Origin of the sequence: Muricoccus vinaceus (genome assembly GCF_042433125.1) — a bacterium.
Taxonomy (GTDB): Bacteria; Pseudomonadota; Alphaproteobacteria; order Acetobacterales; family Acetobacteraceae; genus Roseomonas; species Roseomonas vinacea.
The window spans coordinates 339,427-352,018 of record NZ_JBHLVZ010000084.1; the positions used below are offsets into that span (position 1 = coordinate 339,427).

General features: G+C 70.6%; 12 protein-coding genes. 9 read left to right on the forward strand and 3 right to left on the reverse strand.

The features are described 5' to 3' along the window. Positions 1-34: 34 nt before the first annotated feature. Positions 35-1,183 (forward strand): lipid-A-disaccharide synthase, encoded by a 1,149-nt coding sequence (gene lpxB, locus ACFFIC_RS24735; RefSeq protein WP_377055388.1) that lies wholly within the window; start codon positions 35-37, stop codon positions 1,181-1,183. Between the two features lie 60 nt (positions 1,184-1,243). On the opposite strand, the gene ACFFIC_RS24740 is transcribed toward lpxB, so the two are convergent. The 3 genes from ACFFIC_RS24740 to ACFFIC_RS24750 form a co-directional block, all read right to left on the reverse strand. Further along, positions 1,244-2,248, reverse strand: a complete 1,005-nt coding sequence (locus ACFFIC_RS24740; protein ID WP_377055390.1) for a YsnF/AvaK domain-containing protein — start codon at positions 2,246-2,248, stop codon at positions 1,244-1,246. 74 nt (positions 2,249-2,322) lie between these two features. Beyond that, entirely contained in the window at positions 2,323-2,724 is a 402-nt protein-coding gene (locus ACFFIC_RS24745) for a DUF2382 domain-containing protein (protein ID WP_377055392.1), read from the reverse strand. 85 nt (positions 2,725-2,809) lie between these two features. Beyond that, positions 2,810-5,143, reverse strand: coding sequence for a bifunctional salicylyl-CoA 5-hydroxylase/oxidoreductase (locus ACFFIC_RS24750; protein ID WP_377055394.1), 2,334 nt, complete (start codon positions 5,141-5,143; stop codon positions 2,810-2,812). A 108-nt stretch (positions 5,144-5,251) separates the two neighbouring features. On the opposite strand from ACFFIC_RS24750, the gene ACFFIC_RS24755 reads away from it, so the two are divergent. From ACFFIC_RS24755 to ACFFIC_RS24790, 8 genes are all read left to right on the forward strand, one after another. Beyond that, positions 5,252-6,004, forward strand: coding sequence for an SDR family NAD(P)-dependent oxidoreductase (locus tag ACFFIC_RS24755; protein WP_377055396.1), 753 nt, complete (start codon positions 5,252-5,254; stop codon positions 6,002-6,004). Continuing rightward, a complete protein-coding gene (locus tag ACFFIC_RS24760) occupies positions 6,001-6,507 on the forward strand; it encodes a MarR family winged helix-turn-helix transcriptional regulator (RefSeq protein WP_377055398.1) in 507 nt (168 codons plus the stop codon). Before ACFFIC_RS24755 ends, ACFFIC_RS24760 begins: the two co-directional genes overlap by 4 nt. After that, entirely contained in the window at positions 6,504-7,313 is an 810-nt protein-coding gene (locus tag ACFFIC_RS24765) for an enoyl-CoA hydratase family protein (protein ID WP_377055400.1), read from the forward strand. The genes ACFFIC_RS24760 and ACFFIC_RS24765 overlap by 4 nt, the downstream gene beginning before the upstream one ends. Then, on the forward strand, positions 7,313-8,473 hold the full coding sequence (locus ACFFIC_RS24770; RefSeq protein WP_377055402.1) for an acyl-CoA dehydrogenase family protein: 1,161 nt from the start codon (positions 7,313-7,315) through the stop codon (positions 8,471-8,473). Before ACFFIC_RS24765 ends, ACFFIC_RS24770 begins: the two co-directional genes overlap by 1 nt. Further along, on the forward strand, positions 8,470-10,131 hold the full coding sequence (locus ACFFIC_RS24775) for an AMP-binding protein (RefSeq protein ID WP_377055404.1): 1,662 nt from the start codon (positions 8,470-8,472) through the stop codon (positions 10,129-10,131). Before ACFFIC_RS24770 ends, ACFFIC_RS24775 begins: the two co-directional genes overlap by 4 nt. Further along, a complete protein-coding gene (locus ACFFIC_RS24780; RefSeq protein WP_377055406.1) occupies positions 10,128-10,607 on the forward strand; it encodes an acyl-CoA thioesterase in 480 nt (159 codons plus the stop codon). Before ACFFIC_RS24775 ends, ACFFIC_RS24780 begins: the two co-directional genes overlap by 4 nt. Further along, positions 10,604-11,005 carry a RidA family protein gene (locus ACFFIC_RS24785; RefSeq protein WP_377055408.1) on the forward strand — a complete coding sequence of 134 codons (402 nt, stop codon included), beginning with the start codon at positions 10,604-10,606 and terminating at the stop codon, positions 11,003-11,005. Before ACFFIC_RS24780 ends, ACFFIC_RS24785 begins: the two co-directional genes overlap by 4 nt. A gap of 340 nt (positions 11,006-11,345) precedes the next feature. Next, positions 11,346-12,560: an NADP-dependent isocitrate dehydrogenase gene (locus ACFFIC_RS24790; protein ID WP_377055410.1), complete on the forward strand. Its 1,215-nt coding sequence runs from the start codon at positions 11,346-11,348 to the stop codon at positions 12,558-12,560. Positions 12,561-12,592: the final 32 nt, after the last annotated feature.

Here is a 12,592-nt window from a genome sequence, read left to right on the forward strand (position 1 = left end):
GCCTGATCGGCAGCGCCCGGCGGCGCCGCGCGGCATGACACTTCTTTATGTCGTCGCGGGGGAATCCTCCGGCGACGTCCTCGGCGCACGCCTTGTCGCCCGCCTGCGAGAGGCACGCCCCGACCTCTCCTTCGCCGGCATCGGCGGCGAACGCATGGCGGAGCAGGGAGTGGAGAGCCTTTTCCCGATGCGCGAGCTGGCGCTGATGGGCCTGCTGGAGGTGCTGCCCAACATCCGCAACCTGACGCGCCGCATGGACCAGACGGTGGCCGAGATCACGGCGCGCCGCCCGGCCGCCCTGATCACCATCGACAGCCCCGGCTTCGCGCTGAGGATCGCGAAGCGGGTGAAGCCCCTCGGCATCCCCGTCATCCACTACGTCGCCCCCCAGGTCTGGGCCTGGCGCCAGGGACGGGTAAAGGAAATGGCGCATCGGCTGGACCGCATCCTCGCCCTGCTGCCCTTCGAAGCCCCTTTCTTCGAGCACGCCGGCATTCCCGTCACCTTTGTCGGCCATCCCGTGCTCGAAAGCGGAGCCGACCGGGGCGACGCCGCGCGCTTCCGCGCCCGCCACGCCATTGGCCCGGACGAGCAGGTGGTGCTGGTGATGCCAGGCAGCCGCCGCACGGAGGTCAGCCGGCTCCTGCCGATCTTCGGGGAAACGCTGCGGCTCCTGTCGGCCAGCCGGCCCAGCCTTCGCCCGGTGGTGCCGATCGCAGGCCCGGTGGAGGAGGCGGTGCGCTCCGCCGCCGCCGGCTGGAGCCCGGCCCCCATCCTGCTGCGCGGCGTCGAGGAAAAGCACGACGCCTTCGCCGCCGCCTCGGCCGGGCTGATCAAGTCCGGCACCTCATCGCTGGAGGTCGCCATGGCCGGCGTGCCGATGGTGGTGGGCTATCGCCTGAACCCCATCACCGCCTGGCTGATCCGCCGGATGGCGAAGGTGAAGTATGCCAGCATCGTCAACATCCTGGCCGACGAGGAGGTGATTCCCGAGCTGCTCCTGGAAGACTGCCGCCCGCCACGCCTCGCTGCCGTTCTGGGGCGCCTGCTGGCGGGTGAGGGCGTGGCGGCCCAGCGCGAGGGTTTCGCCCGCGTCATGTCCCTGCTTTCCCCACCCGGAGGCGGCAGCCCGAGCGAGGCCGCGGCCAGGGCCGTGCTGGACACGGTTGGGCCGGCACCCTGAACAAGAAAAGGGCCGCGGCTTGCGCCACGGCCCTCGTGATACGGCGTTTTTAAAGCCGGATCAAACCCGGGGCTTGGCCGAAGTGCCCGTCGTGGTGCCCGTCGTGGTGCTGGCCTTGCTGCCCGCGGTGCGGTCGTCCTCGACCTCCACCTCGGTGTGGCGGACGGTATCGGTGACGTTCTGCGTGCGCTCGCCGACCTCCTTGCGGATCACCAGCTCCTCCTTCACGCGCGCCTCCTTGGAGACGACCGCCTCCTCGCTGTGCTCCACCGCGTCGATCACCCGCTCGCGGAAGGCATCGTCGGCAGCAGACAGCGGCTGGTCCACGGCGCGCCGCTCAACCGAGACGTGCTCGTCATGCAGCGTGACGGATTCGCTGACCGGCGTCTCGACGATATAGGAGCGCACCCGCACCCGGCCGCGGTCGACCTCCCGCTTACCGATGCGGAGCTCCTCCTGCACCACCGGGATGCGCTCCTCGCTGGTGGCGGCTCCCGCCATGCGGCTGCCCGCCTGGTTGCCCGCTGCGGGCTGGGTGCCCATTCCGGCCGTCATGCCGGGCGCCGTCGGGCTGGCAACGCCCATCCCAGTTCCCATCGCCGGCGTGGAGGTGCCGCCCATCGTCGCGGCCCCTACGGCCGAGGACGTGTTCATGGCCATGCCCGTGCCTTCGGCATCATCCATGCGACCCGTCCAGCCACCCGCGCGCCACTCGGCCTCGCGCGTGTCGAGATCGACGGCGCCATGGGATTCGAACACGTCGAGTGCGTGGTCCACAATGGTGTCGTCAACCTCTGCGGAGACCACGTAGCCACCGCGGCGAATGCCCTCGGCATAGGCCTGGCGGTCCTCGTCGGCGATGAAAAGGTCCTTCAGCGAGGCCCAGAGACCATGGTCGTTGCTCCCGGAGCCAGTCATGGAGCCACCCGCGGCGCTCCCCATCTCGCCGGTGTTGCCATGGATCGCAATGCGGCTGGCATCGATCCCGTCATGCGAGCGCAGATGGGAAGCGACGGCTTCCGCTTCGGCGCGGTCGTCGAAAAGGCCGGTGATCGTACGTGTCATATGGGCATTCCTTCATTGGCACCGCCGGTGGCGGCCGCATGGGTCAGGACGCGAAATCGTGGCGGAGGCAGCCCCTAGGGGAGCCGTTCCTCCGGAGGGGTGGGCACGCGCTCGACGGCGGCGTGCTGAACGCGGCGGGAAGCGGTGTGCTCCACGGCCTCCTCGCCATCCACCAGGCGGAGGTGAACCTCCTCCCGGAGCATCAAGCGCTTCTCAACGACGAGAACCTCCTCGACGACAGGAACGATGATCACGTTCCCTTCCTGCCGAACGGCGGGCGCCTCGGTCACCACCCGCCCGACCGGGCGGCGCTCGACCTCGGCGTAGCGGCTGCGAAGCGTCTCGCGGAGCACCTCCTCGACCACTTCGGTGGTCAGGGAAATGCGGACACGCCCGGTCTCCACCAGGCGCTTGCTCACCTGGAGCGTTTCCTCGACGAGAGGAATCACGGTTTCGGCAGTGGCCTCAGCCGTCATTGCAACCTCACCTCGGACTGTTCTGAAAACGGCCGATTCGTGAGGCAGTTGCGACGGACAGCGGAACGGTCGGCGCTTCGGCCCGCTACGCTCCGCGCTCTTCCTGCACGGCGTGCCGCTTCGGGCGGGCCTTGCGGCGCAGTTCCATCATCTCCGCTTCCTCCCGCACGGCGCTGCGCAGGATGGCCTCCTGCCCCCAGCGGTACTGCGGCGGGCAGGCGGTGCGCACGCCAAAGCGCGCAGCCGCGTTCATGGTGAAGGCCGGATCCACGAGGTGCGGCCGCGCCAGCGCGACAAGGTCGGCCCGCCCCGCGGCCAGGATGGTGTTCACCTGGTCCGCCGAGGTGATGCTGCCCACGCACATCGTGGCCACCTTGGCCTCGTTCCGGATCATGTCCGACCAGGGCACCTGGAACATGCGCCCGTAATGCGGCGCGCTATCGGCCACCGTCTGCCCGGTGGAGACATCGAGCAGGTCGCAGCCTTCCTCCGCGAAAGCGCGGGCGATGGCCAGCGTCTCGGCGTCCGTCACCCCGCCATCGGCCCAGTCGGTCGCGGACACGCGCACGCTCATCGGCCGGTCGGAGGGCCAGGCCGCCCGCAGGGCCCGGTAAACCTCCAGCGGATAGCGCAGCCGGTTCTCCAGGCTGCCGCCATAGGCGTCGGCGCGGCGGTTCAGCAGCGGCGAAAGAAAGCTCGCCAACAGGTAGCCATGGGCGCAGTGGAACTCCAGCATGTCGAAGCCCGCCCGCGCGCCGCGGACGGCAGCCGCCACGAAGTCGTCGCGCACGCGGTCCATCTCCGCGCGCGTGATCTCGCGCGGCACCTGGCTGTTCGGGAAGTAGGGAATCGCGCTTGCCGAGACGATCGGCCACCCGCCCTCCGGCAGGGGCTGGTCCATCCCCTCCCACATCAGCTTCGTCGCGCCCTTCTGCCCGGCATGGCCGAGCTGCAGCGCGATCCGGCTGCCGCCATGCGCGTGCACGAAATCGACGATGCGCTTCCACCCGGCCTCCTGCGCGTCGTTCCACAGCCCCGTGCAACCCGGCGTGATCCGCGCCTCCGGCGAGACGCAGGTCATCTCCGTGAAGATCAGCCCGGCGCCGCCCGTCGCGCGCGCGCCGTAGTGCATGAGGTGCCAGTCATCGGGCATCCCGTCCGTCGCCGAGTACTGGCACATCGGCGAGACGACCACGCGGTTCGCCAGTTCCATGCCCCTCAGGCGGAAGGGCTGGAACATCGGCGGCGCGCCCTTCACGGCCGGCAGGCCCTGCGCGCGCACCTCCTCCTCGAACAGCGCGCGCGATCCCTCCACGAACTCCGGCGCGCGCAGCGAAAGGTTCTCCCAGGTGATCGCCTTGGAGCGCGTCATCACCCCGAAGGCGAAGCGCGTCGCCGGCATGTCCCAGAACCGCGCGACGTGCTCGAACCACACGAGCGACACGTCCGCCGCGTGCTGGATCTTCTCCACCTCCTCGCGCCGCCCGCCCTCGAAGCGGGCCAGCGCCTCCTCCACCGTGCCGCCGCGCATGAAGGCGGCGTGCAGGTGGATGGCATCCTCCATCGCCAGCTTGGTGCCGGACCCGATGGAGTAATGCGCCGTCGCCTTCGCATCCCCCAGCAGCACCACGTTGCCCTTCGACCACCGCGCGCAGCGCATCATCGGAAAGCGCCGCCACATGCTGCGGTTCGTGATGAGGCGGTGGCCCTCCAGCTCCTCCGCGAACACCTCCTCCATGAAAGCCGCGCTCGCGGCCTCGTCCATCGCGCCGAGCCCGGCGCGCTCGAAGGTCCCGGGATCGGTCTCCAGCACCCAGGTGCTGGCATTCGCCTCGTACTGGTAGCAGTGCGCGATGAAGATGCCCTCGGGCCGCTCCTTGAAGAAGAAGGTGAAGGCGTCGAAGGGCCGGGTGCTGCCCATCCAGGCGAAGCGGTTGGGCCGCAGGTCCACGGTCGGCGCGAAGTGCTCCAGGTCGCGCTGCCGCACGGGGCTGTTGATGCCATCGGCCGCCACCACGAGGTCGGCATCCGGGAAGTCCTCCGGCATCGCCTCCCGCCCGAACTCCAGCTCGACCCCAAGCTCGCGCGCACGCTCCTGCAGCAGCATCAGCAAGGTGCGGCGGGAACAGCCGCAGAAGCCGTTTCCGCCGATCCGGTGGGTCGCCACCCCGTTGCCGCGCTTGGCCACGATCTCGATGTCGTCCCAGTAGGCGAAGGCCTCGGTGATCGCCTCGTAGGACTCCCGGTCCGCCCGCTCGAAGGTTTCCAGCGTCTGGTCGCTGAACACCACGCCGAACCCGAAGGTGTCGTCCGCCCGGTTGCGCTCCACCACGGTGATCCGCGCCTCCGGCCGGTCGCGCTTCATCAGGATGGCGAAGTAGAGCCCGGCGGGGCCGCCGCCGATGACCGCGATCCGCATGGGATGTCTCCTGGGGTGCCCGGGCATGAGATAGTTTAGGCTTCAAGCTTTCAAGGTTTCAACGGGCGCTTGCGGCAGGCCGCCGAATTCCTTTAGGCTTCAAGGATCATGAACGGCATCACCGGGCGCCATGCGATCGTGACGGGCGGCGGCACAGGCATCGGCCTGGCGGTCGCGGCCGCCCTCACCCGCGCCGGTGCCGGCGTGACCGTCACCGGGCGCCGCGAGGCCCCGCTCCGCGCCGCCGTGGAGGCGGGCCACGCCGCCGGCTTCGAGCTGGCGGACGTCACCGAGCCCGGCGCCTTCGCCGCCGCCCTTTCCCGCGCCGGCACCCCCGCCATCCTCGTCAACGCCGCCGGCGCCGCCGAGAGCGCTCCCTTCCTCCGCACCGACGACGCCTTGTGGGAGCGGATGCTGCGCGTGAACCTCCTCGGCGCCGCCGCCTCCACCCGCGCCGCCCTTCCCGCCATGCTGGACGCCGGCTGGGGCCGGGTGGTCAACGTCGCCTCCACCGCCGCGCTGCGCGGCTACCCCTATGTCACGGCCTACGCGGCCGCCAAGCACGGCCTTCTGGGCCTGACCCGCGCCCTGGCGCTGGAGGTGGCCACCAGGGGCATCACCGTGAACGCCGTCTGCCCCGGCTTCACCGACACCGACATCGTGTCGGAGAGCGTCGCCCGGATCGTCGCGAAAACCGGCCGCAGCGAGGCCGACGCCCGCGCCGAACTCGCCCGCCACAACCCCCAGGCCCGCCTGGTCCGGCCGGAGGAAGTGGCCGCCACCGTCGCCTTCCTCTGCTCGGACGCCGCAAGCGCCGTCAACGGCCGCGCCATCGCGGTGGACGGGGGCGAGGTCCCATGACCCCCGACACCCATGTGGACGCCGAGACGGCGCTGGACCACGCCCCCGCCGGCCACAAGGACGACCTCCGCCTCTGGCTGCGCATGCTTTCCTGCGCCCGGCTGATCGAGGGCGAGGTGCGCCGGCGGCTCCGCCTCCGCTTCGACACCACCCTCCCCCGCTTCGACTTCCTGGCGCAGCTGGAACGGGCGCCGGATGGCCTGACTCCCGGCGACATCAGCCGCCGCATGATGGTCACGGGCGGCAACGTCACCGGCCTCGCTTCACGGCTGGAGGAGGAGGGCCTGATCGAGCGCCGCGCCGTTCGCGAGGATCGCCGCGCCGTCACCCTGCGCCTGACGCCCCAGGGCCGCCGCGAATTCGCCCGCCAGTCCGCCGCGCACGAGGAATGGGTCGCCGAACTCCTCGGCGCCCTTTCCCCGAACGACCGCGCGGCGCTGCTGCGCCTGCTCGACCGCACGCGCCGCGGCGTCCGCGCCGCCATCTCGGAAGGCATGCCATGAGCCTGAGGCATTTCGACGCGCAGCATGTGCGCCTCACGGTGGAGGGCCGCGTCGCCTCCATCCTGCTCGACCGCCCCGAGCGCAAGAACCCGCTGACCTTCGACTCCTATGCCGAACTCGTCGCGATCTTCCGCGCCGCCATACAGGACGAGACGGTCGGCGCCTTCGTCCTTTCCGGCGCCGGCGGCAACTTCTGCTCGGGCGGGGACGTGCACGAGATCATCGGCCCCCTGCTGGACCGCGACACCAGGGGCCTCATGCAGTTCACCGCCATGACCGGCGACCTGGTGAAGGCCATGCGCGCCTGCCCGCAGCCGATCGTCGCGGCGGTGGACGGCATCGCGGCCGGCGCGGGTGCCATCATGGCCATGGCGTCCGACATGCGGCTCGCCACGCCCCGCGCCAAGGTCGCCTTCCTGTTCAACCGCGTCGGCCTTGCCGGCTGCGACATGGGCGCCTGCGCGATCCTGCCCCGCATCATCGGCCAGGGCCGCGCCTCCGAGCTGCTCTACACCGGCCGTTCCATGTCCGCGCAGGAAGGGCTGGACTGGGGCTTCTTCTCCCGCGCCATGGAGCCCGAACTGCTGGCGGAAGCCGCCGCCAACCTCGCCAGGCAGGTGACGGAAGGCCCCGGCTTCGCCAACGCCATGACCAAGCGGATGCTGGCCATGGAATGGTCCATGTCCGTCGAGCAGGCGATCGAGGCCGAGGCCGTCGCCCAGGCGCTCTGCATGACCACCAGGGACTTCCGCCGCGCCTATGACGCCTTCGTGGCGAAGCAGCGCCCGGTTTTCGAGGGCAACTGATGGCCGACCGCGACTTCCTCCTCTGGCCGTTCCTGGAGCCCAGCCACCGCGCCTGGGCGGAGGAGGTCGAGGCCTGGGCGGGCGCCCATGCCGAACGCCTCTCCGCGGGCGACACCGACACCGCCGTGCGGAACCTCACCCGCGCCATGGGCGAGGCCGGGCTTCTCCGCGTCGCCGTGCCCGAGGATGGCCGCCTCGATGTCCGCGCCCTCTGCATCGCCCGCGAAACCCTGGCCCGCCACTCCGGCCTGGCGGACTTCGCCTTCGCCATGGCCGGCCTCGGCACCGGTTCCGTCACCCTTTTCGGCGACCCCGCGCTGAAGCGCGACACGCTGCCGGCCGCCCGCGCCGGAGCCGCCCTGGCCGCCTTCGCCCTCAGCGAGCCGGAGGCCGGCTCCGACGTGGCGGCGCTGGCCACCACCGCCACGCGCGACGGCAACGCCCACTGGCGGATCGACGGCTCCAAGACCTGGATCAGCAACGGCGGCATCGCCGGCACCTACGTGGTCTTCGCCCGCACCGGGGAGGCCCCCGGCGCCCGCGGCCTCACCGCCTTCCTTGTCCCCGCCGACACGCCCGGTCTCTCGATCGTCGAGCGCATCGAGGTCTCCGCCCCCCATCCCCTCGCCACGCTCCGCTTCGACGGCATGCGCGTGCCCGACACCCACCGCCTCGGCCAGCCGGGCGACGGCTTCAAGGTCGCCATGGCGACCCTGGACGTTTTTCGCGCCACCGTCGGCGCCGCCGCCCTTGGCTTCGCCCGCCACGCACTGGACCTCACCGTCGCCCGCGCCTCCAACCGCAGCCTCTTCGGCGGCCCCCTGTTCGACCAGCAGATGACCCAGGCCGCCATCGCCGAGAGCGCGGTGGACGTCGAAACCTCCGCGCTCCTTGTCTATCGCGCCGCCTGGCTGAAGGATTCCGGCACCCCCCGCGTCTCGCGCGAGGCTTCCATGGCCAAGCTGCACGCCACCGAATCCGCCCAGCGCGTCGCCGACCGCTGCGTCCAGATCCACGGGGGGCACGGCGTCGTTCGCGACCACCCGGCCGAAAAACTCTACCGGGAGGTTCGCGCGCTGCGCGTCTACGAGGGCGCCAGCGAGGTCCAGCGGATCATCATCGCGCGTGCCGAAAGGGACCGCGCGAAGGGAGCGGCATGATGGACACCAATCTTCCCCAGGACGACTGGTCCGGTGCTACGCCCGACCTCGCGCCCAGCGGGCACATCGACACCTTCCCGCGCGACAGCCTTCCCCCGCGCGAGGAGTGGCCCGAACTCCTCTTCGACCTGCCGGACTACCGCTACCCCCAGCGCCTGAACTGCGCCGTCGAGCTCCTGGACCGCAACGTCGAGCGCGGCCGCGGCGACCACCCCGCCATCATCACCCCCGACGAAACCCTCTCCTATCGCGAACTGCAGGACCGGGTGGACCGGATCTGCAACGTGCTCACCCGCGACCTCGGCATGATCCCGGGCAACCGCGTGATGCTCCGCAGCGCCAACAACGCCTGGATGACCGCCACCTACCTCGCCGTGCTCAAGGCCGGCGGCGTGGTGGTCGCCACCATGCCCCTGCTCCGCGCCAGGGAACTCGGGCAGATGCTGGAGAAGGCGCGGATCACCCACGCCCTCTGCGACGTGAGGCTGAGGGACGAGATGGATAAGGCGGCCGCCGAGGCGCCGCTCCTGCAACACGTCGCCTTCTGGGGCAATGGCGATCTCGAATCCCGCTGCGCCGCCCAGCCCCCCGGCTTCGCCGCCTGCGACACCGCCGCCGACGACGTCTGCCTCATCGGCTTCACCTCCGGAACCACGGGCCTCCCCAAGGGCACCATGCATTTCCACCGGGACATGCTGGCCATCTGCGACGGCTATTCCCGCCACGTCCTCCGCCCCACGCCCGAGGACCGCTTCATCGGCTCCGCCCCGCTCGCCTTCACCTTCGGCCTGGGCGGCCTCGTCCTGTTTCCCTTCCGCATCGGCGCGACTGGCATCCTGCTGGAGCGCGCGGGCCCGGACGAGCTTCTCCCGGCCATCGAGAAGCACCGCGCCACCATCTGCTTCACCGCCCCCACCGCCTACCGCGTCATGGCCGGCAAGGTGCCGGGCTTCGACATCTCCTCCCTCCGCAAATGCGTCTCCGCCGGGGAAACCCTGCCCCGCGCCATCTTCGACGCCTGGGAGGCCGCGACGGGCCTGCGGCTGATGGATGGGATCGGCGGCACGGAGATGCTGCACATCTTCATCGCGGCGCCGGAGGAAACGCTGCGGCCGGGCTGCACGGGCATCCCCGTCCCCGGCTACCAGGCCCGCGTGATCGACCGCGACGGGAAGGAGGTGCCCCGCGGCACCCCCGGCTGGCTCGCCATCCGCGGCCCCATCGGCTGCCGCTACCTCGCCGATCCCCGCCAGGCCGACTACGTCCGCCATGGCTGGAACATCCCCGGCGATGTCTACATCCAGGACGAGGACGGCTACTTCCGCTACCAGGGCCGCGGCGACGACATGATCGTGGCCGCGGGCTACAACATCGCCGGCCCCGAGGTGGAGGGCGCGCTGCTCACCCACCCCGCCGTCCGCGAATGCGGCGTCGTCGCCGCCCCCGACGGCAAGGGCGGAACCGTGGTGAAGGCCTATGTGGCGCTGAAGCCCGAATACTTCGGCAACGAGGACATGGTGAGAGCGCTCCAGGAGCACGTCCGCGCGGAGATCGCTCCCTACAAGGCACCCCGCGTCATCGAGTTCCTGGACGCCATGCCGCGCACCGAATCGGGCAAGCTCCAGCGCTTCGCTCTCCGCAAGATGGCCAGCGCTTGACGCGCCCCACCCCCGTTCCGGCCTCCGCCCTGCCTTCCGCCGCCTTCCGAGCGGCGCTGCGGGTGCGCTTCGGCGACTGCGACCCGGCCGGGATCGTCTTCTTCCCCAACTGGTTCGTCATGGCCAATGCCGCCATCGAGGACCTCTTCCGCGAGCGCCTCGGGATCGACTTCCACCACCTCCACGGCACGCGCGGCATCGGCACCGGCTTTGTCCACGCCGCCGCCACCTTCATGCGCCCGGGCGCCATGGGGGACGAGGTGGCGCTGACCCCCCTGATCCGGCGCATCGGCGGCGCCTCCTACGCGCTCGACCTCCACATCCACCGCGGCGAGGAGGAGTTGGCCCGCCTGGACCTCGTCACCGCCACCACCGACCTTGCCAGCCGCACCAGCGTGCCGGTGCCGCCCGACCTTCGCGCGGCCCTTCTGCGCTATCAGGCGGAATGCGGCCCGGGCCAGGAGAACACCCCATGAGCGGCAAGCTCGACATCCTCCAGCCGCCCGGCTGGCCCGCCCCGCGCGGCTACTCCAACGGGATCGCCGGGCGCGGCCGCGTGGTGCTGGTGGGTGGCCAGATCGGCTGGGACGAGCAGGGCCGCTTCGCCGAAGGGTTCGTCGCCCAGGCCGAGCAGGCGTTGCGCAACATCCTGGCGGTGCTGGCCGAGGCCGGCGCCGGCCCCGAGCACATCGGCCGCCTCACCTGGTTCGTGGTGGACATGGCCGAGTACCGCGCCTGCCTGCCCGAGCTGGGCCGCGCCTACCGCTCCGTGATGGGCCGCAACTTCCCGGCCATGGCGCTGCTCGGCATCTCCGCGCTGGCCGAGCCGGATGCGCGGCTGGAGATCGAGGCCACCGCCATCCTGCCGGACTGAGGAACCGCGACCGGCCCGGAGGGCAACTCCCGCTCCGCCGCGCAGGAGCAGACCACCTGCCCGTCGCCCAGGCGGTTCGGCACGGTCGGCTCCCCGCAATGCGGGCATTCGCGCACGCTCTCCATGCCGGTCTCTCCTTGCTGGCCGCGCTCCATCCGGGAAAGAACGCGGGCCGGGCAGAATAGGAAGCGCACCGGGCCGCCTTGCCCGTGCGGCGGCCCGGTGCGAATGTCCGGCCGCCGCCGGGGGCCCCCTCCCGGCCCCCTCTACGAGCGGGCCCTGCCCGAACACCCTTTTCCCTGCGGGCACGTGCCCGCCCAGTGAGCCTGCGAGGACCGGAATGGCCAAGATCAAGGTGAAGACCCCCGTCGTGGAGATGGACGGGGATGAGATGACGCGGATCATCTGGGGCTTCATCAAGGAGAAGCTGATCCTTCCGTACCTCGACGTCGACCTGAAGTACTACGACCTCGGCATCGAATACCGCGACCAGACCGACGACCAGGTGACGGTCGACGCCGCCAACGCCACCAAGCAGTACGGCGTGGGCGTGAAGTGCGCGACGATCACCCCGGACGAGGCGCGGGTGAAGGAGTTCAACCTCAAGAAGATGTGGCGCTCCCCGAACGGGACCATCCGCAACATCCTCGACGGCACGATCTTCCGCGAGCCCATCATCTGCCAGAACGTGCCCCGCTTGGTGCCGCACTGGTCCAAGCCGATCGTCGTCGGCCGCCACGCCTATGGCGACATCTACCGCGCGGTGGAGATGAAGATCCCCGGCGCCGGCAAGGTCAGCATGACCTACACGCCCGAGGGCGGCGGCGCCCCCGTCGAGATCGGCGACTTCCCCTTCAAGGCGCCCGGCGTCTTCATGGGCCAGCACAACCTGAACGCCTCGATCGAGGGCTTCGCCCGCGCCTCCTTCAACTACGGCCTGGCCCGCAACTTCTCGGTCTACTTCAGCCACAAGAACACGATCCTCAAGGCCTATGACGGCCAGTTCAAGGACATCTTCCGCGCCATCTACGACGCCGACTTCAAGGCGGAGTTCGAGAAGCGTGGCCTGACCTACGAGGACCGCCTGATCGACGACATGGTCGCCTCCGCGCTGAAGTGGGAGGGCGGCTACATCTGGGCCTGCAAGAACTACGACGGCGACGTGCAGTCCGACATCGTGGCCCAGGGCTTCGGCTCGCTGGGGCTGATGACCTCCGTGCTGCTCTCCCCCGACGGCAACACCGTCGAGTCGGAAGCCGCCCACGGCACCGTCACGCGCCACTACCGCGAGCACCAGAAGGGCCGGGAGACGAGCACCAACCCGATCGCCTCCATCTTCGCCTGGACGCGCGGCCTGGCCTATCGCGGCAAGTTCGACAACACGCCCGACGTGGTCGAGTTCGCCGATGCCCTCGAGCGCGTCTGCGTCGAGACGGTCGAGGCCGGCCACATGACCAAGGACCTCGCCATTCTGATCGGCAAGGACCAGCCCTGGCTCAACACCCAGGCCTTCCTCGCCAAGCTGGACGAGAACCTGCAGAAGGCCCGCGGCTGAACCCAGCGCGCCGCGCGATCCGGAGGGGGCGG